This is a genomic window from Rhodopseudomonas palustris HaA2, assembly GCF_000013365.1.
Lineage (GTDB): Bacteria > Pseudomonadota > Alphaproteobacteria > Rhizobiales > Xanthobacteraceae > Rhodopseudomonas > Rhodopseudomonas palustris_J.
In genome coordinates this window covers 2235733-2255520 of the sequence record NC_007778.1, presented here as the reverse complement: position 1 = coordinate 2255520, position 19788 = coordinate 2235733, and the positions used below count along the sequence as shown (strand labels likewise).

The window sequence follows — 19788 nt, the reverse complement described above, 5'->3', positions numbered from 1 at the left end:
GAGGTGGTTCCGGCCGGTCCCGGCGGTTCGGCTCTTCACCCCTCAGTAACGTCCCTTAGCCTTAAGAAAACGTTGACGGAGTCCGCGCAGACCGACGGAACAGCCGCGATTTCAGGCGGCTGGCGGGGCGGTATTGGAATGATGCGGATCACCCACAGTCCACAGAAAATGGCAAAATCGTGAAACAGCCGAGTTGCGACCGACGGTCATCACACGGATAGTGGGCAGGCGCTGCGGCTGGCTGCATTCGCGCCTCCGCCGTTCTCCTGCCGGGTTTGGATCGTCTGATGTTGTCAGGTTCGTTCGCGTCTGCAGGCTCAGAGTCGAAGCGTCGACGTGCCGTCCCACTGCCCAAGGGCATCGTGGCCATGCAGACTTTTACACCCGATTCATCCGTCGTTTCCGACGTGATCCCGTCGCCGAATTTCGGCGAGCGCAACAAGGCGCGCCAGCCCGACATGATCGTGCTGCACTACACCGGCATGCCCGACGTCGAGGGCGCCCTGACCCGGCTGTGCAAGGCCGGCACCGAAGTGTCGGCGCATTACGTCGTGCTCGAGGACGGCCGGATCCTGCAATGCGTGCCGGAATCGAAGCGCGCCTGGCACGCCGGCGTGGCGCATTGGGCCGGCGAGGACGATATCAATTCCTGCTCGATCGGCATCGAGATCATCAATCGCGGCCATGATTGGGGCTATCCGGACTATCCGCTTCGCCAGATCGCCGCGGTGATCGCGCTGTGCCGCGGAATCATCATCCGCCGCAACGTTCAGCCGCATCGCGTGCTCGGCCATTCCGACGTGGCCCCCGCGCGCAAGAAGGACCCCGGCGAGAAATTTCCGTGGCGGGCGCTGGCCTCCTCCGGCGTCGGGCATTGGGTCGAGCCGGCGCCGATCGATGCCGGCGCGGTGCTGCGCCATGGCGCCGAGGGCGAACCGGTCCAGGTGCTGCAGCGCGCGCTGGCCGATTACGGCTACGGCATCGCGATCAACGGCAAGTTCGACCACGCGACCTTCGAGGTCGTCACCGCCTTCCAGCGCCATTTCCGGCCCGAGAAGGTCGACGGCATCGCCGACGGCTCGACGCTGGCAACGCTGCACGCGCTGCTCGGCGGTCTGCCGGTCGAGGTCCGCACCGCCGCTGCGCTGGGCTGAGCGACGCAGGCCCAACAACCAGCCAGATCATCGCCCTGCCGGCTCTGACGCGATCAGAGCCCGCAGGGCGATGGCGTTATGGCTTGTCAGCCACCGATCCGTCCGACCGCGGGAGCGGCCGGCCGTGTAGCGGCGGGAGCCGCCTTTTGCGCCGGCCTGGCGGCGGGAGCCGTCCGCACCGCCTGCGGGGCGGGCCCGGCTCCGCGCGGCGGCGGTCCACGTCGCACGTCGCGATCGCCGCCGCGATTGCCCGATGCCGCGGCCGCGCCGATCGCCGCGCCGAGCAATCCGCCGGCGATGGCGGCAGCCGCCGCGCCGTCGTCCGATTGGCGTGCGCCATCGATCCAGACGCAGGCCTGACGGCGTTCGCTGAACCGCTTGCCGGGGCCGCAATCGACATAGCGGCGCGGCGGAGGCGGCGGCGGCACGTAGCGGCGCTCCTCGTAGTAACGCGGCGGCGGGGCGCGGTCGAAATCCTCGACGCAGGCTTGGCGGCGCTCGCTGAAGCGCATCCCCGGGCCGCAGCCGTCGCGCACCTGGACAACGTCACTGGGCCCGGCGATCGGCCGCGCACCGAACATCGACTGCGCGCCGACCTGGGTCGGCAGAACCACGGCAACAACAGCGATCAGCAGGGTCAGCCGCGCTGCAATTCGCGAAGCGGTCATCGAAACGTCCTTTCTCGAAGGAATCAGATCGGAAGCACCGCCGCGAGCGGGGAGAAAAAAGAAGGGCGGAGCCGTTCGGGAACAATGGAACCCGCAAGCGTTAGGAGCGGCGCCGTACCGTTGCAATTGTTTCCCAACCGGCCGTCTGCGTCATCTTGTCACGATTTCGTCGTGTGGAGGCGGAGCGCCAGCCCCGGCGCAGCTTGACGCCGCCGCGCGCAGCCCGCATGGCTTGCCCGTCAGTCGGCCGGACGGCCGCTCCCGCACCGGCCGAAAGGCTGCGGGGGAGGAAAGTCCGGGCTCCATCGACATACGGTGCCGGATAACGTCCGGCGGGGGCGACCCCAGGGAAAGTGCCACAGAGACCGAACCGCCCCGCGAAGCCGCAAGGCGAAGCGGGGTAAGGGTGAAAAGGTGCGGTAAGAGCGCACCGCGTCTCCGGCAACGGAGACGGCATGGTAAACCCCACCGGGAGCAAAACCGAATAGGGACGGCATCGCGGACAGTTCGCTCTCGGGCGATAACTCCGCAGGGTGATGTCAAACCCGCCGTCCGGGTAGGTTGCTCGAGGCGCTGTGCAAACAGCGTCCCAGAGGAATGGCCGTCGCGTATCGCTCCGCCTCACGGCGAGCGGTGCCCTCCAGAACCCGGCTTACAGGCCGACTGATACTTGTTGAATGAAGGGCTCGGCGTGATGCGCCGGGCCCTTCGCCATTCTCCCTACAGAAGGTCTGCGATCACTTCCGTTAGAGGGGCCTCATCACCGAGGAAGCTCGCAATCATCGCCGTCATAAAGACATCCGGGTCTAACCGCTTCAACTGCAGGGGGCGACCCGCGTGATCTGCAAGATGGGCGAAGAACGCGAGTTGCGCGCGTCCGTTGCCTTCGCGAAAAGGATGGATCGAATTGAGCTCTGCTAGAAAGTGTCCTCCAGTATCGGCGAACTTTGTAGCGGACTGGCCCTGGAAGAAATTGCTGCGGCGCAGATCGGAAAACAGACGATTCATCTGCACGGCAATGTACTCGGGATAGCAGAAGTAATTCTCGCCTTTAGCAATCCGGACAGTGCGATATCGTCCAGCCCACTCAAACACATCCTGAAACAAATGGTGGTGAAAACGGCAATAGTGCACCGTATCGAGCTTCCCAGAAGGAAATGGTTGTTCGGCCCTGGCTGCCGTCACTTCAGCTTCGTACTGATCGAGCGTAGCCTGATCCCGAATATCGAGTAGGTTCTTCAGAACGGCGGTGCCGGGATAGCAATACGGATCGGCAACCGCATCATACATGCTAGCCCTTGCGGTAAGCTCGCTTGATGTGAGCGATCCGCTCTTCCGCGGAGTGGCCCAGACGTTCCGATTCTTTCGCACGCCGATGCATCGCGTCTGAGAGCTCAATGCCCTCCACGGCGCTGATCTTTTCGAAGTGCTCCGCGCCGAGCACAAATCCCTGCTCTGCCGGCGGCTTCTGATCGTGATCGTCTGATGCCATAACTGCAGTCTATCACGGCGCCCGTTCGTCGTCACCGCAGTTCGCACGGGCCTCTAATGCCCCCCGCCCCCCGCTGCCGCCGGGTTCGCCGGTTTCGCCACCAGCACCACCAGCGTGCTGAGCCCAACGTAGAAGATCGTCAGCAGGAAGAACGCGTCGCCGAAGCTCATGGTGACGGCCTGGCGGTGGACGATTTGGTTGAACTGCTTCAGCGCCATCAGCGAGGCGTCGCCCATGCCCTGGAATTTCTGCGTCAGCATGTTGAGGAAGTCGACCGCCTGGGCGTTGCCCCAATTCACCTTGTCGTGCAGCCGCGAGATGTGGAAATCGGTGCGGCCGTCGAGGATGGTGTTGATCAGCGCCAGCCCGAGCGCGCCGCCGAGATTGCGCGTCAGGTTGAACAGGCCGGAGGCGTTCTTGACGCGCTCCGGCGGCAGCGTGCCGAGCGCGATGTTGTTGACCGGCACCATCGCCATCATCATGCCGACGCCGCGGAAGATCTGCGGCCACAGCAGCTCGTAGAAATCATAGTCGCGGGTGATCCCGGTCATCAGCCAGGTGCCGGCGGCGAACAGCAAAAGGCCGATCGCGATCAGGATGCGCATGTCGACCAGCGTCATCAGCCGGCCGACCAGCGGCGCGGACAGAAACATCGCGATGCCGGAGACGAACATCGTCTCGCCGATCATCAGCGCGCTGTAGCCGCGGACTTCGGCGAGGTAGCGCGGATAGATGTAGGTCAGGCCGTACAGGCCGATACCGACGCAGAACGAGAACAGGCAACCGAACGCGAAATTGCGGTTGGTGAAGGCACGGATGTCGACGATCGGCTCGCGCGCGGTCAGCACCCGCCAGAAGAACCCCACGGCGCAGACCGCACAGACGATCGCGAAGATGAAGATCGACTCGTCGCTGAACCAGTCGTTGCGATGGCCTTCCTCGAGCACGTATTCGAGCGAGCCGAGGAAGCCCGCCATGAACAGCAGCCCCCACCAGTCGAAATGGTCGAGCAGTTCGTAATGCGGCTCGTCGAAATCGACCAGCATCAGCACGCCGATGGTGATGCCGATGCCGGGGACGACGTTGATGAAGAACAGCCAGTGCCACGACATCAGGTCGGTGATGTAGCCGCCGACCGTCGGGCCGATGGTCGGCGCCAGCGTCGCCACCAGGCCGATGATCGGCCCGACCAGGTTGAATTTGCTGCGCGGAAACACCGTGTAGGCCGAGGCGAACACGGTCGGGATCATGCCGGCGCCGAGGAAGCCCTGGATCGCCCGCCACACGATCATCTCGGTGATCGACGAGGTGAGACCGCACATCAGGCTGGCGAAGGTGAAGCCGGCCGCCGAGATCGCGAACAGATTGCGCGTGCCGAGCGCGCGCGACAGGAAGCCGGACAGCGGGATCGCGATCACTTCGGCGATCAGATACGAGGTCTGCACCCAGGAGACTTCGGACGATGACGCCGACAGGCCGGCCTGGATTTCGGACAGCGATGCCGAGACGATCTGGATGTCCAGGATCGACATGAACATCCCGAACACCATGATCAGGAACGCGATCAGCCGGCTGGCCGGCACGTGTTCGGACGGCGCCTGCGGCACCGCTCCGGCGGTCGCTGTGGTGGATGCCGACATCGGCAGTTCCTTAGAGGCCAACCTGCAATGTTCTATCCGTCATTGCGAGCGAAGCGAAGCAAACCAGGGCTCGGTGCGCTGAGCTGGATTGCTTCGTCGCTTCGCTCCTCGCAATGACGGTGATTGGTTTCGCTTACTTCCCGGTCCTTGTGTCGACCCGGATATAGACCGACATGCCGGCGCGCAGCAGGCCCTCGCGTGCCACCTCGGCGGGCACGCGGATGCGGACCGGCACGCGCTGCACGACCTTGGTGAAATTGCCGGTGGCGTTGTCGGGCGGCAGCAGCGTGAACACCTGCCCCGCCGCGGGCGACAGGCTGTCCACCGTGCCCTCGATCTTGCGGCCGGAGTAAGCGTCGACCGAGATGTCGACGGTCTGGCCGGGCTTCAGGCGGGCGAGCTGGGTTTCCTTGAAATTGGCGTCGATGTACACGCCGCTGAGCGGCACGATGTTGCCGAGGCGCTGGCCGGCGTTGATGTAATCGCCGGTATTGACCATGCGGTTGGAGAACACGCCGTCGACCGGCGCGCGGACATTGGTGAAGTCGAGATCGCGCTCGGCCTTGGCGAGCGAGCTCTGCAGTTCGACGAGTTGGGCGCGGGCCTCGTTCTGCTGCGCCTTGGTGACCTCGACATTGTCGCGCGCGGCGTCATAGGCCGCCTTGGCGGCGGCGACCGAGGCGGTGCCCTGGTCGCGGCTCGCCTGCGAGGTCTCGAACACCGCGCGGGAGGCGAAGCCCTTGGTGCTCAGCGCCTGCTGGCGGTCGAAATCGAGCGTGGCGCGCCTGGCCGAGGCTTCGGCGGATTCGCGCTGCGCCTGCGCCTGCTCCACCGCGCTTTCCTGCGCGGTGACCTGGCGGCCGATCCGTTCGATGGTCGCCTGCTGCGTGGCGATCTTGGCGCGCGCGGTATCGACCGCGATCCGATAGTCGCCGTCGTCGATCCGGAACACCACGTCGCCGGCCTTCACCAGCGTGTTGTCGCGCGGGACGATCGCGGCGATATGGCCGGCGACGCGGGCGCCGAGCGTGGTGTTGTTGGCGCGCACATAAGCGTCGTCGGTCGACACCATGAAGCGGCCGACCAGCATGTAGTCGGTGCCGAAATAAGCGCCTGCCGCCAGCGCCGCGAGGCCGACCGCGATCAGCGCCAGCCGCTTCCGGCCCGGCTTCTTCGCCGCCGCCGCGGGCTCCGTCGCCGGGGCGACCGGCTCGGACTTGGTGTCGGGCTGCACCGGCTCGGCGCGCTTCAGCGTCGATGGATCGTCCGGCAACGGGCGCGCGGCTTGCGGCGGCACGGCGGCACGCGGGTCCGCCTCTTGGGCGGGCTCGGACCTCAGAACGCGTGCAGCTTGGTCGCGACCGGACATCGGGCTTTCTCCTGACTGGCTCACAAGGATGAGCGCTTGTCCGGACCACCCGTCCTGACAGCCATTCTCAAATAAATTGACCGAACGGTTCGGTCAAGATAGATTTCTATGCGAAGCTTAGCAGCGCGGTCCCATCTTTGTGATAGCGACCGCCGGAATTTATGGACACGCTGAACCAATGGTTGCACCGGCTACCACCGCCCAGGCGCCTCATGCCGACGACGACAGCGTCAAGCGCCGTCAGATCGTCAAGGGCGCGCGCGCGGTGTTTCTGGAACAGGGCTTCGACGGCGCCAGTATGGGCGAGATCGCCCGCGCCGCCGGCGTCTCGAAGGGGACGCTGTACGTCTATTTCGCCGACAAGAATTCGCTGTTCTGCGAGATCATGGAGCAGGAAAGCCTCGCCCAGGGGATGCTGGCGTTCGACTTCACCCCGGAGCGGGAGGTCGAAGCCACCCTCAAGGCCTTCGGCACCGCCTATATCCAGGCGCTGTGCAATCCGCGCGGGGCGTCGGCGATCCGGACGGTGATGGCGATCGCCGAACGCATGCCGGAAATCGGACAGCGCTACTACGAGCGGGTGATCGCCAATTCGCTCGGGCGGTTCGCGCGCTATCTCGAACTCCACGTTCAGTCCGGCGAGTTGGAGATCGGCAACTGCCAACTCGCCGCCGCGCAATTCACCAAACTGTGCCAGGCGACCCTGTTTCTGCCGTTCATCTTCCAGATGACCGAGACGCCCTCGCCGGCGCGGATCGCCGAGGTGGTGGACAGCGCGACGCGCATGTTCCTCGCCGCCTATCGGGCGAAGCCGGACGCCGCTGACTAATCGTCTTCGGCTTCGTCGCGATCCACCGCCTTCGCACGCGCCGGGACTTTGCCGATCGAGCCGGTGACGCCGTTCCAATTGCCCGACGCATAGGGATTGCGCCCCTGCAGCCGCTGCGCGATCACTTCGCCCGGCACCGCGGCGGGCTTGCAGATGCTGCGCTGGCTCTTGCGGCGCATCAGGTCGACGTGGATGTGATCGTAGTGATAGATGTTCGAGCCCGGCGCCAGCACGGTGTTGAACATTTGGCACGCCGAGTTCTGCACGTCGTGCAGGAACGCCTGCTCTTCCGGCAATCCCTTCCAGCCGCCCTTCACCGTCACGCGCCGGCCGTCGGCCAGCACGAAGGCGGAGATGTCGAGCGCGTTGCCGAAGGCGTGTTCGGAGATGTGCGCGTTCGGATTGCCGTTCATGCCGCGGCACGAATAGGCCGAGATCTGCTTGATTTCGACGACGGGGACACCGAACCAGCGCATCGCCGACGGCTGCACCGATTCCACCAGCCAGCGGTCCAGCGCGGAGACGATCGGACACGCCAGCGTCGCCACCGGCTTGATCGCGACCGGCCCGACCGAGCCGGTGATGTTGCCCTGCTGCGCCGGACCGAGCCGCGGCAATGGGCGCCGCGCGTCGTCCGGCGCACGACCGGCGGGCGCCGGTGCGTAGCTCGGATCGCGCGAATAGCCGGTGACGTGCTCGGCCGGCGGACGATCCGCAGGCGGCAGCGCGCCCTCGTCCGGCAGATCGATGTCCCGGCCCGCGGGGCCGACGCCGGGCGCGGTCAGCGACACCGGAGCATTGTTGCTGCCGTAGGGAGGATTCGAAGCGCCGTAGCCGGTTTGCTGTTGCGGATAGCCGCGCGCCGGCGCCGCATAAGACGGCTGCGCCCCCGGCCAGCGCGGCTGGCTGGCGCGACCTCCGATCGCCGCTGGCGGACGCAAATCGTCGGCAAAGCCGATCGCGCCACTCTCGCCGAGCGCAGCCACTTTGAGGGGAAACTCGGCGCCGCAGACGCCGGGGCCCGAGATCGGATCGACCCGGACCAGTTCGGGGCCTTCCTTGACGGCGCCCGATTTCAGACAAGCGACCTCGGCCTCGGTCCGCCACGGTTCACGCTCGGCGGTTTGAAACAAACCGCGTCCGCAACCGGCAAGCGACACGAGGACGAAGGAGCCGACGAGATACAAACGAACTCCGCGCGTCATCCGCGCACAGTCGCCCAATCTGATTAAAGAGAATTGAACGGTATCGATTCAGCTTCGCCTAACCATGCGAAAGCGGGGGCCGAAGCCCCCGCATTGCCGCTCGTCAACGATCTGCGATCAGCCGATCAGGCGGCGCGGACTTCGCGCAGGAAGGTATCGACCTGAGACTTGAGGGTCTCGCCGGTCCGCGACAGTTCCGTCGCGGAATCGACCACATGACCGGCGGCCATGCCGGTTTCGCGCGCCGCATCGTGCACGCCACCGATATTGTTCGAGACTTCGGTGGTCGAGCGCGCAGCCTCGGCGACATTGTGGGCGATCTCGCGTGTCGCCGAGCTTTGTTCCCGCACCGCGCTGGCGATCGCCGTGGCGATCTCGTTGACGCGGCCGATGATCGTGGTGATGCCCTCGATCGCCGTCACCGAACTCTGCGTGGCGGTCTGGATCGATCCGACCTGGGAGGAGATCTCGTCGGTCGCCTTGGAGGTCTGTTCGGCGAGCGCCTTGACCTCGGCCGCGACCACCGCGAAGCCGCGGCCGGCGTCGCCGGCGCGCGCCGCCTCGATGGTGGCGTTGAGCGCCAGCAGGTTGGTCTGCGCGGCGATGTCGCTGATCAGCGTCACCACTTCGCCGATCTTCTGCGCCGCTTCCGCCAGCCCCTTCACTTCTTCATTGGTGCGCCCGGCCTGGCTGGCCGCCTCGCTGGCGACCTGCGCCGACTGATCGACGTGCTTGCCGATTTCGTTGATCGAGGCGTCGAGTTCCTCGACCGCCGCCGCGACCGCTTGCGCATTCGAGGTCGCCTGCGACGAGGCGGCAGTGGCCGCCACGATGCGCTGTTCGGATTCCTTGGCCGTCCCCGCCATCGAATCCGCGGTGCCCCGCAGTTCGGTGGCCGCCGAACTCACCAGTTCGACCACGCTGCCGACATTCGACTCGAACCGCGCCGCGAGTTCCAGCATCGCCTGCCGCCGCTCGCTCTCGTTGGCGATACGCTGCTGGTCCTGCGACGCGCGCAGCCGTTCGGTCTCGATCAGGCTTTCCTTGAAGACTTCGACGGTGCGGGCCATCGAGCCGACCTCGTCGCGCCGACCGCAGCCGGGCACTTCGATCGCATGATTGCCCTGGCTGATCTCGCGCATCGCGCCTTCCAGCGCCTGGATCGGCTTGGCCATGCCGCGGCCGAGCCAGAACGCGATCGCCATCGCGGCCAGCGCCGCGCCGAGCGTCGCCAGCCCGAGCCACTGCATCGCGCTCGCCGTCAACGCCTCATAGGCGCTGGCGTCGCGCACGATCTGCAGCACCGCCACCGGATTGCCGGAGAAATTCTTGATCTGCCCGAAGCTCACGCCGGTTGCCTTGCCGCCGTCCTCACCCTTGCGGATCACCAATTCGCCGGTCATCGCACGGCGCACCGCATCGGCGTCGGGTGTCAGCCCGGAGATCGACGAGGCAACGACATTGGTCTTGTCGCCCGCCGGCTGCAGGATCGCGACGTCCACCCCGAACCGCGACTTCATCCGCTCCACGAAATTCTTGCCGAACGGCGCGCCGATATCCATCGTGCCGACCAGGCCCTTGCTGTCGACGATCGGCGCCGTGCCGAAAACGGTGAGGTTGTCGCGGCCGGGCTCGATGCCGCCTTCGGAGCGCGAATTGGCCAGCGCATCCACCACCATCTTGCGACGGTTGGCGACGTTGTCACCGAACGCATCCGGCTTGTGGACGCGGGCGAATGTCGTGGACGGCGGAACCTGGATGGTGATCAGGTTGAGGCCGCGCGGGGCGAGCTTGCCGTGAGCCTCTTTCATCAGCGCGATCGTGGCGTCGCGATCGCCGGAGCGAATCGAGTCCTTGATCGATTGCATCGCTGCGAGGGTTTCGCTGAGGGCCAGCGTGGTGCGGGTTTCGGCCTCGATCGCGCCGGACAGATTGGCGTAGTCCGAGCGAAGTTCGCGCTCCAGCGCGACGTCGATGGTCGCTTGCTGCCGCCAGAAGCTGAAGCCTGCCAGCATGGCGCACGATCCGATCGCCACCAGCGTAATGGCGACGATCATCCGCGCCGAAATCGATCTCATCATTGAAAGTCCCCCTACCCGGCACCGAACGCCGCCGCGCCGGCCGATACGCCAGCATTCTGTAATTCGAGAGGTAAAACATTGTATTAACGAGTTAAGTATTCCGTACAGCTATTCATCAAACCCGACACAGGGACGCCGGGTAAGGTTGATCAGTTAGGTTAAGCGCGCAATTGCGTTGACCGCGCCGGCGCCGATGGTCAATTGGCGGCATGATCAAGGACGACGACTACGAACTGGATTCCTCGGGAAACCGGGTGCTGATCGGTCTCTCGTCGGAAGAAACCGCCGAGTTCTTCCGGCTGGACGAGATCATCGCCAAGAGCGGACCGCCACCGGGCGGCAATGAGGAATGGTACCGGCCCGAGGACCGGCGCTGGCTCGAACTCTACGAGAAGCACGAATCCGCCCGCCGTCCGTTCCTCAAGAGCAGCAAGACCATGCATTGACGAGGTGCGGGATCGGCGCCGCCGCCGGGCGGCGCAGCGATCGGCGCTTTGAAGATCACCAGGCGTAGCGCACCACGCCCTTGCCGGCGTAGCTGCGGGTGACGTCGGAGAATTCGCCCTCGAAGCTGGCCGCGACCGAGAATCCGTTCAGCCAGTTCACCTCGGCCGATACCGTGGTCAGCGCCGCATCCCGCGCCGGCCGCGCGCCGTTCACGACGAAACTCGCCCCGGGCAGCGCCTGGAACGTCGCCGCGATCGAGCGCTCGGTGTCGAAGTCGTGCGCCCAGGCCGCCCGGCCGCGCAGCGTCAGCAGCGCGCCATCGAGCGCGAACGACCGATCGCCGCGCAGGCCGAGTTCACTGCGCGTCGCCGTCGCGGTCTTCGACGCGTAGTCGAGCGCAAACACGCCGGTGCCGCTCACCGTCTGCTCGGCATAAGCCGGTAGATCGAACGCAGTGATCTGCGCCGCCGCATAGGGCGTGAGCCCGACGCCGCCGAGCGCCGGGGCGATCCAGCGGTGACCGGCTTCGACACGGGCCGAATAGGCATTGGCATTGAAGGTCGCGCGATACTGATTGACCCCGCCGATGCCGACGGTCCGCTCGGTGGTGATCTCCTGCCAGCCATAAGCGGCCGCGGCAGTGAGATAGCCGGCGCCGACGCTATGGCGGACGAAGCCGCCGACCTGCACCAGATCGGAGCGTCCCGATCCCAGACCGCCGGACAGACCGAAACTGGTCGCTCCGCCGGCCATCGCGAAGCCGGCGACGGTCTGCGGCGACAGCCAGTAGTCCGCGCCGGCCGCGATGCCGTAGAGCCGGCTGGTCGACGTGGCGCTGCCCTGCGTCGCGTTGCCGTCGGTGGTCTGCGAACCGCCGAAGCCCGCCGCCCAACTGACCCAACGCGACTCGAACGGCGGCTTCACCACCGCTTTGGTGATCATCGCGTGGGCATCGCGCACGGAGCCGCCGCCCGCGTAGGACATCGCGACCGGCGTCTGAGCCCCGCGCCCGCGGCCATTGCTGAACGGATCGGTCAGCACGCCCATGAACATGTTCATGGCGTTGAACGTGGTCTGCTGAACGCCGGTCGGCGTCTCGCCCGCCGCAGCACTCAGCCCGGCCGGCCCGAGCGCGCCGAACACGATCGGAATGCTGCCGGTCCGCGCGAAGTACCCGCTCAGCGCGTTGGCGACCGCGGTCTGGTTGCCGTTGAGGCCGCTGTTGATCGGCAGCGGCGACGGCGTGGGTGTTGGAGTCGGTGTCGGCGTAAAGTCCAGCACCAGGTTGAGATAGGCGTTGTTAGCATCGTAGCCCAGACTCGACTTGAAGCCCGACGGCAGATTGCTGTTCACCACCGAACCGAAGGTGCCGACGATGCCGCCGGCGGCATTGAGGATGGTGTACTGCTTCTCGACATAGCTGCCGCTGGCGAAGATCGCGTTGACCGTCGCGCCGCCGAGCGTCGCGGTGCCGGTGACGTCGGTGCGGTCGGCGGCGGTCGGCGACACCTCGACCATGTAGCTCGAGGCCGCGGTGAAGACGAGGTTGCCGTTCACATTCAGCGTGCCGATCGAATTGCCCGGCGCCAGCGCGCCGCCGTCGATCAGCGTGGTACCCACCGTGCCGGTGCCGCCGAGCGTGCCGCCGGCATTCACGGTGGTCAGCGACGAGGTTGCGATCGAGCCGTTGACCGAGAGCGTCCCGGCATTGACCGTGGTGGCGCCCAGATAGGTGTTGATCCCGGACAGGGTCTGGTGGCCGCCATTGAGGATGACGCCGCCGGTGGGCGTTCCAAACGCTGGCTTGATGATTCCGGCGAATTCCGACGCCGCGTTGGTGATCACCAGATTGCTGTTGCGCAGGGTGACAATGCTGCCAGCGACGCCGCGCAACGCCTGGATCGTGGCGTCTCCACCGGCGTTGGAGATATCCAGCGTAGCGCCGCTGGCGGCAAGATTGACCTCGCTGGAGGTGGCGATGGCGCCGACATGTCGGAGGTCCAGCGTAGCCGACGCCGAGTTGAGCGTGGTCGGGCCGCTATAGGTGTTGGCGGCGAACAACCTGAGCGACGAATTTTGCCCGACGGTCAGGCCACCGCTGCCGTCGACGACACCGCTGAAGTTGGAGCCGAAAACAAAGTCGGTGCGCTGGACCGTCAGCGTGCGGCTGCCGAGATGGACCGCCGTGCCGTTCTGGCCCTGCAAGCTCTTGATCGAGATGCCGGCGTTGGCCCCGGAAATGTCCAGCGTCGTATTGGCCTGCAAGGTGACGCCTGCACCGCTGAAGTCGGCCGCGCCGGTCAATGCCAGCGTACCCGCATTGATCTGGATGGCGCCAGCGCTCGGGCCGGTACCGCTGAAGCTGAAGGTGCCGGTGCCTTCCTTGATGGCGCTTAGCGTGCCAATGAAATTTCCGGTGAAGCTGGTGGACGCATTGTCGCCACCGAAACTGAAGGTGTGGCCAGCTCCAAGATTCACATTGCCGGCGCCCGCCAGCGACGCCACGGTCTGTTGTGTATTGGTGAGATCGAGCGTCGCACCGGCGGCAATCGTCAGCGCCGAGGCGCTGCTGAGCACGTAATCGACGGCGGTCTGCAGCGTGCCATTGAGGATGGTCGTCGCGCCGCTGTAGGTGTTGGCGCCGGACAGGACCAGCGTGCCGATGCCGTTCTTGATGACAACGCCGGCGCCGGAAATCACGCCGCCATAGCTCGTCGTGTCGGAGCGGGTGAAGGTCAGCGTGCCGTTGTTCAGGACGTTGCCGGTGATCGAGCCGAGGGTGCCACTGTCGCCGACCGTCAGGAACGCGTTGGTGTTGATCTCGGTGCCGCCGCTGTAGGTGTTGGCGCCGGTGAGGTAGTTGAAGCCGCCAGAGACGAACATCTGGCCGGCGCCGCTGATCGCGCCGCTGATGGTGCCGCCCCCCATGGTCGCCAGGATCCCGAGCGCGACATCGGGCGCGACCGAGCCGGAGTCGAGAAACAACGAATTCGTCGCGATGGCGCCCGCCCCGGTCACGGTGGACCCGCTCCCGACAGTCAGGGTGTTCAAGACCAGCGTCGCGCCGGCATTGATGCCGAGGGTGGCGCCGGTCATCGTGATCTGCCCGGCATTCGCCGTGGTCGCGGCCACCACCGGGGTGGTCGGCGTGGATGCGATCGTCGAGACGTCGGTCGAGGTCGGTGCGACGCCGGTGCTCCAATTGGCGCCGTTGGAGAAGTCACTGTCGACGGCGCCGTTCCAGGATTGCGCCTGCAGCGCCTGCGGATAGACCACGATGCCGACCAGCGCGGTCGACAGCAGCAATTGCTTGATCCGTGCAGCGGCGACGGACGCGATCCGCACCCTGCCGTTCGCAATCCTGCCACCCATCACCGTCGGCACGTCCATCGTCGCGTCTCCCCGAAGCGCTGCCGTTCCGACGCGCGGGCGCGCCGGCCGGGTCTTGTCTTCATCGATGCGTGTAGCTCGGCCGCTTGCGACACCGCCGCATGCGCGTTCGCCGCGCCCCCGGGGGAACACTAGGAGCGCGGCAACGGGATGAAAAATTGTGTCTTTGAATGCCGACCATAGCGCCGGTGAATGGTTTGGGCCGCGCTCCCATGCTGATGATCGGGGCCGGCTGCGACAATTCGTCATGGTGGGCGGGCCGCCGCTGATCTATCTATCAGCCGCGCGAATGATTGAAGCTTGCCTTGCAAGATCAAGGCGACAGGGGGACGGCGGGGCCGATGGCGACGATCAATCTGCGTAATGTCGATCTCAATCTGCTGATCGTGTTCGACGCGGTGTATGCCACCGGCAATATCAGCCACGCCGCGCGGCAGCTGGCGCTGAGCCAGCCGGCGGTCTCGAACGCGCTGACGCGGTTGCGCGAGCATTTCGACGATCCGCTGTTCGTGCGCGCCGGCCGCGGCGTCAAGCCGACGCTGCGCTCGCAGCAGATGATCGAACCCGTGCGCGAAGCGCTGCGGCTGATCCGCCAGCAATTCGACGGCGACCGCAGCCTCGACCTCGGCTCCTACAAGCGCACCTTCCGGATCGTCATCGTCGATCCCCTGGAAGCCATGCTGATGCCGACGATGCTGCGCGAGATCAGCGCGCACGCGCCGCAGGTGACGATCGAATCCCGGCCGCCATGGAACACCAATGTCGCCGACGCTATCATCGCCGGCACGCTGGATCTGGCCTGCTACACCTTTCCGGTCAGCGCGCCGGGACTGGTGTTCAAGACCATCTGCCCGTGCGACCACGTCATCGTGGCGCGCCGCGGCCACCCGAAGATCGGCGCCACGCTGGACGCCGAGACCTTCCTGTCACTGGCTCAGGTCGCGCTGATCCCGGAACTGCGCGGCCACACCAACATCGATCGCGACATCACCACCCGCGGCGGCAACCGGCGGATCGCCTACATGGTCAACAAGGTGTGGTCGATGCCGGGCGTCGTCGGCAGCACCGACCTGGTCACCGTGATGCCGCGCCGGTTCGCCGAACTGATGGCGCCGAAATTCGGTCTGCAGATCTTCGAGTCGCCGATCCCGATCTCGCCGCAGGACTATCACATGATCTGGCACGAGAAGAACACCGACGACCCCGGCCACAAATGGCTGCGCGACACCATGGTGAAGGCGATGCAGCCCGATCCCGCGCCGGCCGGGCTGGTCCCGGCCGCAGCCGCGTGCTAGCCCTCCCCGCAACAACAGCGGGGAGACGAAACGCGATGGTCGAGGCGGTGATCTGGGATTTCGGCGGGGTGCTCACGACCTCGCCGTTCGAGGCGTTCGCGCGGTTCGAGACCGAGCGCGGGCTGCCGATCGACATCATCCGCCGCACCAATGCGGCCAATCATTTCGAGAACGCCTGGGCCAAGTTCGAGCGCGCGGAAGTCGATCTCGACACCTTCGACGCGCTGTTTGCGGCGGAATCGCTGGCGCTCGGCGCCGAGGTTCGCGGCCGCGACGTGATCCCGCTGCTGTCCGGCGAATTGCGGCCCGAGATGATCGAGGCGCTGCGCCGGATCAAGGCGAACTGCAAGACCGGCTGCATCACCAACAATCTGCCCGCCAACGCGATCGGCTCGGCGTCGGGCCGCACGCTGTACGTCGCCGAGGTGATGGCGCTGTTCGATCACGTCATCGAATCCGCCAAGATCGGGCTGCGCAAGCCCGATCCGAAGATCTATCGGATGATGACCGATACGCTCGGCGTCGACCCGGCCAACTGCGTCTATCTCGACGACCTCGGCGTCAACCTGAAGCCGGCGCGCGAGTTGGGGATGACCACGATCAAGGTGGTCAGCGCCGATCAGGCGATCGCCGAGCTCGAGGCCGCGACCGGGCTGACGCTGCGGGCCGGCTAACCCGGCCGGGTCGTGACGGCGGCGCGCGCCTCGCCCTCGTACCAGCCCTTGGAGCGGTTGACGATCCACACCACCGTCAGCATCACCGGCACCTCGATCAGCACGCCGACCACGGTGGCCAGCGCCGCGCCGGATTCGAAGCCGAACAGGCTGATCGCGGCGGCCACCGCGAGTTCGAAGAAGTTGCTGGCGCCGATCAGCGCCGAGGGACCCGCGACGCAATGCTGCTCGCCGCTCAGGCGATTGAGCAGATAAGCGAGCCCGGCGTTGAAATACACCTGGATCAGGATCGGCACCGCGAGCAGCGCGATCACCAGCGGCTGCCGGATGATCTGCTCGCCCTGGAAGCCGAACAGCAGCACCAGCGTCGCCAGCAAGGCGACCAGCGACAGCGGCTGAACCGCGCCGAGCAAGCGCTGCAATCCCGCCTCGCCGCCGGCCGCCAGCACCCGCCGCCGCAGCATTTGCGCGATGATCACCGGCACCACGATGTACAGCGCCACCGAGATCATCAGCGTGTCCCACGGCACGGTGATCGCCGACAGGCCGAGCAGCAGGCCGACGATCGGCGCGAAGGCGAACACCATGATGGTGTCGTTCAGCGCTACCTGGCTCAGCGTGAAATGCGGCTCGCCTTTGATCAGGTTCGACCACACGAACACCATCGCGGTGCACGGCGCCGCGGCCAGAATGATCAGCCCGGCGATGTAGGAATTGATCTGATCGGCCGGCAGATGATCCCTGAACAGCCAGCCGATGAACAGCCAGGCCAGCGCCGCCATCGAGAACGGCTTCACCGCCCAGTTAATGAACAGCGTCACGCCGATGCCGCGCCAATGCTCGCGCACCCGCGCCAGCGCGGCGAAATCGATCTTCACCAGCATCGGAATGATCATCAGCCAGATCAGCACCGCCACCGGCAGATTGACCTTGGCGATCTCGGCGGCGGCGACCGCCTGGAACAGGCCGGGCACGACATGGCCGAGCCCGATGCCGACGGCGATGCACAGCGCGACCCACAGCGTCAGATAGCGTTCGAAGGTGGACATTGAGGACCTCTTTGATCACTTCGCGCCGCGTCGCGCCGCTCGAAAAAGCGTCTTGTCTTGCAAACGAAGCGACCCAATCCACCGCCGTCATCCCCGTGAAAGCGGGACTCCACTTTCCCGGAGCGCCCGCGTTCTGGCGGAGCGTTCGCCGCAAGCGCGCTGGAATACTGGGTCGCCCGTTCAAGCCGGGCGATGACGTCGTGCAACGTTGCTTCGCCTTGCCTTCATCGTTGGTCTGCCATCACCGGTCTGCGCTTGTTACACCGTCGCCATGCGGCGGCCGGTGGCGGTGACGACGAGTTCGCCGTTCTCTTTGCGGAATTCGCCGCGTTGCGGCGGCAGCAGGTCGAGCACGGTTTCGGACGGCCGGCACAGCCGCACGCCTTTCGGCGTCACCACCAGCGGGCGATTGATCAGGATCGGATGCGCCGTCACGGCATCCATCAGCTGGTCATAGCTCAGCTCGGGGTCGTCGAGCTTCAGCTCGTGATACGGCGTGCCTTTTTCGCGGATCAATTGCCGCAGCGTCAGCCCGGCGCGAACCATCAGCTGTTCGAGCATCGCCCGGCTCGGCGGGCATTTGAGATACTCGATCACATGCGGCTCGATCCCGGTATTGCGGATCAGGCCGAGCGTGTTGCGCGAGGTTCCGCAGGCGGGATTGTGGTAGATGACGACGTCCATCTTGGGGCCTCTCAACGCGATGCCGCGCGCGCGCGGCTGCGCGCGGCGGTCTTCGCTGGCGGCGCACAGCGCGGCTGCAAATCGGCGATCAGCGGCGCACATAGTTCGGGGCTGCCGCCGCAGCAATCCTTGATCAGGAACAGCGCGATCTGCTGAAACCGCGCGAGGTCGGCGCGATACACGATGGAGCGGCTGTGGCGGCGCGCGCTGATCAGCCCGGCGCGCGCCAGGATCGCCAGATGCGACGACATCGTGTTCTGCGGCACCGCCAGCGCGTCGGCGATCGCGCCGGCCGCCATGCCGTCCGGCTCGTGCGCGGCCAACAGCCGGAACGCCTCCAGCCGGGTCGCTTGCGCCAGCGCCCCGAGGGCGAGAATTGCGTTTTCGGAATCCATATATCGAGATTTATCGATATTCTGAGCCGAGTCAAGGCCCGCAGCTCGACTATTTCGATGCTGCTGGAAATATCGTTTGACAGACGGACCACCCGACCGCATCCTGCGGCCATGAAGATCGACGACGTCGCCGCCAAATTCGAGGCGCTGGGCAATCCGACCCGGCTCAAGATCTACCGGGCGCTGGTGCGCGCCGGCGAGGCCGGCACGCCGGTCGGCCGGCTGCAGGAGCGGCTGAAGATCGCGCCCTCGACGCTGTCGCATCATCTCAAGACGCTGGTCGCGGCCGGACTGATCCGCCAGGTCCGCGACGCGACCACGCTGAACTGCCACGCCAATTACGACGTCATGCGCGGCCTGCTGGACTTCATGGTCGCCGAGTGCTGCGCCGACGCCACCGTGCCCAAGGATACCAAGTCCGCCGCCTGACGTCGTCAGGCCCGTTTATTCGATCATTCTAGTTCGATCGAATTAGCAGAAACTGTCCGTCGTTCTGCCGAACAACCACGAGGAGAACCGCCATGTCGACCACCGAGATCACCGAAATCGTCCGTGAGAAATACGCCGCGGCCGCCACCCGCGCCGGATCGTGCTGCGGCGCCCCTGCCCTCGACCATGTCAGCCCGATCACCAGCAATCTCTACGACGCCGCGCAGGCCGAGGGGCTGCCCGCCGAAGCCATGCTGGCCTCGCTCGGCTGCGGCAATCCGACCGCGCTGGCCGAGCTGAAGCCCGGCGAGACGGTGCTCGATCTCGGCTCCGGCGGCGGCATCGACGTGCTGCTGTCGGCGCGCCGGGTCGGCCCCACCGGCAAGGCCTACGGCCTCGACATGACCGACGAGATGCTGGCGCTGGCGCGCGACAATCAGCGCAAGGCCGGCGCCGATAACGTCGAATTCCTCAAGGGCCAGATCGAGGCGATCCCGCTGCCGGACAATTCGGTCGACGTCATCATCTCGAACTGCGTCATCAACCTGTCGGGCGACAAGGACCGTGTGCTGCGCGAAGCCTTCCGCGTGCTCAAGCCCGGCGGCCGTTTCGCCGTCTCCGACGTGGTGACGCGCGGCGAGATTCCCGAACAGTTGCGTAGCGACGTGCTGCTGTGGGTCGGCTGCCTCGCCGGCGCGCTGGACGAGGCCGACTACACCGCGAAGCTCGCGGCCGTCGGCTTCCGCGACGTGTCGATCGAGCCGACCCGGATCTACAAGGTGGACGACGCCCGCGACTTCCTCGAAGGCCGCGGCCTCGACGTCGACGCGATCGCGCCGCAGATCGACGGCAAATTCTTCAGCGGCTTCGTCCGCGCCACCAAGCCGGGGGCGACTGCCGGCGGCTGCTGTTCCAGTTCGTGATCATCGCGACGGCGCGCCGATCTTGCGACCGGCGCGCCAGTCACGCACCACGACCTCGCCGCGC

At 66.1% G+C, this 19788-nt stretch carries 18 protein-coding genes and 1 other RNA gene; 8 read left to right on the top strand and 11 right to left on the bottom strand.

Going from position 1 to position 19788, the window contains the following annotated elements; translation table 11 throughout:
* Positions 1-287 precede the first annotated feature (287 nt).
* Positions 288-1154: an N-acetylmuramoyl-L-alanine amidase gene (locus RPB_RS09985; RefSeq protein WP_011440881.1), complete on the top strand. Its 867-nt coding sequence runs from the start codon at positions 288-290 to the stop codon at positions 1152-1154.
* Positions 1155-1240: 86 nt separating this feature from the next.
* On the opposite strand, the gene RPB_RS09980 is transcribed toward RPB_RS09985, so the two are convergent.
* Complete coding sequence (locus RPB_RS09980; RefSeq protein ID WP_011440880.1) at positions 1241-1822, bottom strand: hypothetical protein; 582 nt, start codon at positions 1820-1822, stop codon at positions 1241-1243.
* A gap of 239 nt (positions 1823-2061) precedes the next feature.
* Here RPB_RS09980 and rnpB point away from each other — a divergent pair.
* Positions 2062-2493, top strand: an RNA gene (gene rnpB, locus RPB_RS23905) — RNase P RNA component class A.
* Between the two features lie 49 nt (positions 2494-2542).
* Here the strand turns inward: rnpB and RPB_RS09975 are convergent.
* The 4 genes from RPB_RS09975 to RPB_RS09960 all read right to left on the bottom strand — a co-directional run bounded on the left by RPB_RS09975 (position 2543) and on the right by RPB_RS09960 (position 6323).
* Positions 2543-3112: a Fic/DOC family protein gene (locus RPB_RS09975; protein WP_011440879.1), complete on the bottom strand. Its 570-nt coding sequence runs from the start codon at positions 3110-3112 to the stop codon at positions 2543-2545.
* Between the two features lies 1 nt (position 3113).
* The gene (locus RPB_RS09970) at positions 3114-3314 is read right to left on the bottom strand and encodes a hypothetical protein (RefSeq protein WP_011440878.1); all 201 of its coding nucleotides are present in this window, start codon (positions 3312-3314) and stop codon (positions 3114-3116) included.
* A gap of 53 nt (positions 3315-3367) precedes the next feature.
* Complete coding sequence (locus tag RPB_RS09965) at positions 3368-4954, bottom strand: DHA2 family efflux MFS transporter permease subunit (RefSeq protein ID WP_011440877.1); 1587 nt, start codon at positions 4952-4954, stop codon at positions 3368-3370.
* A gap of 133 nt (positions 4955-5087) precedes the next feature.
* Positions 5088-6323, bottom strand: a complete 1236-nt coding sequence (locus RPB_RS09960) for an HlyD family secretion protein (RefSeq protein ID WP_011440876.1) — start codon at positions 6321-6323, stop codon at positions 5088-5090.
* 178 nt (positions 6324-6501) lie between these two features.
* Between RPB_RS09960 and RPB_RS09955 the strand changes: the two genes are divergently transcribed.
* The gene (locus tag RPB_RS09955) at positions 6502-7152 is read left to right on the top strand and encodes a TetR/AcrR family transcriptional regulator (RefSeq protein ID WP_011440875.1); all 651 of its coding nucleotides are present in this window, start codon (positions 6502-6504) and stop codon (positions 7150-7152) included.
* On the opposite strand, the gene RPB_RS09950 is transcribed toward RPB_RS09955, so the two are convergent.
* Together RPB_RS09950 and RPB_RS09945 are read right to left on the bottom strand one after the other, a co-directional pair.
* Positions 7149-8357, bottom strand: a complete 1209-nt coding sequence (locus tag RPB_RS09950) for an extensin-like domain-containing protein (protein ID WP_011440874.1) — start codon at positions 8355-8357, stop codon at positions 7149-7151. The genes RPB_RS09955 and RPB_RS09950 overlap by 4 nt on opposite strands.
* 125 nt (positions 8358-8482) lie before the next feature.
* Positions 8483-10438 carry a methyl-accepting chemotaxis protein gene (locus tag RPB_RS09945; RefSeq protein ID WP_011440873.1) on the bottom strand — a complete coding sequence of 652 codons (1956 nt, stop codon included), beginning with the start codon at positions 10436-10438 and terminating at the stop codon, positions 8483-8485.
* A 209-nt stretch (positions 10439-10647) separates the two neighbouring features.
* Here RPB_RS09945 and RPB_RS09940 point away from each other — a divergent pair, with 209 nt between their 5' ends.
* On the top strand, positions 10648-10884 hold the full coding sequence (locus RPB_RS09940) for a hypothetical protein (RefSeq protein WP_011440872.1): 237 nt from the start codon (positions 10648-10650) through the stop codon (positions 10882-10884).
* Between the two features lie 55 nt (positions 10885-10939).
* On the opposite strand, the gene RPB_RS09935 is transcribed toward RPB_RS09940, so the two are convergent.
* Positions 10940-14275, bottom strand: coding sequence for an autotransporter outer membrane beta-barrel domain-containing protein (locus RPB_RS09935; protein ID WP_011440871.1), 3336 nt, complete (start codon positions 14273-14275; stop codon positions 10940-10942).
* A gap of 341 nt (positions 14276-14616) precedes the next feature.
* On the opposite strand from RPB_RS09935, the gene RPB_RS09930 reads away from it, so the two are divergent.
* Both RPB_RS09930 and RPB_RS09925 read left to right on the top strand, forming a co-directional pair.
* Positions 14617-15570 carry a LysR family transcriptional regulator gene (locus RPB_RS09930; protein ID WP_011440870.1) on the top strand — a complete coding sequence of 318 codons (954 nt, stop codon included), beginning with the start codon at positions 14617-14619 and terminating at the stop codon, positions 15568-15570.
* A 35-nt stretch (positions 15571-15605) separates the two neighbouring features.
* The gene (locus RPB_RS09925) at positions 15606-16244 is read left to right on the top strand and encodes an HAD-IA family hydrolase (protein ID WP_011440869.1); all 639 of its coding nucleotides are present in this window, start codon (positions 15606-15608) and stop codon (positions 16242-16244) included.
* On the opposite strand, the gene arsB is transcribed toward RPB_RS09925, so the two are convergent.
* The 3 genes from arsB to RPB_RS09910 form a co-directional block, all read right to left on the bottom strand.
* Positions 16241-17293 (bottom strand): ACR3 family arsenite efflux transporter, encoded by a 1053-nt coding sequence (arsB, locus tag RPB_RS09920; protein WP_011440868.1) that lies wholly within the window; start codon positions 17291-17293, stop codon positions 16241-16243. The genes RPB_RS09925 and arsB overlap by 4 nt on opposite strands.
* Before the next feature lie 258 nt (positions 17294-17551).
* Complete coding sequence (gene arsC / locus RPB_RS09915) at positions 17552-17977, bottom strand: arsenate reductase (glutaredoxin) (RefSeq protein ID WP_041798172.1); 426 nt, start codon at positions 17975-17977, stop codon at positions 17552-17554.
* Positions 17978-17988: 11 nt separating this feature from the next.
* The gene (locus RPB_RS09910; protein WP_011440866.1) at positions 17989-18372 is read right to left on the bottom strand and encodes an ArsR/SmtB family transcription factor; all 384 of its coding nucleotides are present in this window, start codon (positions 18370-18372) and stop codon (positions 17989-17991) included.
* Between the two features lie 111 nt (positions 18373-18483).
* On the opposite strand from RPB_RS09910, the gene RPB_RS09905 reads away from it, so the two are divergent.
* Positions 18484-18801, top strand: a complete 318-nt coding sequence (locus tag RPB_RS09905; protein ID WP_041798170.1) for an ArsR/SmtB family transcription factor — start codon at positions 18484-18486, stop codon at positions 18799-18801.
* Positions 18802-18893: 92 nt separating this feature from the next.
* On the top strand, positions 18894-19724 hold the full coding sequence (locus RPB_RS09900) for an arsenite methyltransferase (protein WP_011440864.1): 831 nt from the start codon (positions 18894-18896) through the stop codon (positions 19722-19724).
* Positions 19725-19788: the final 64 nt, after the last annotated feature.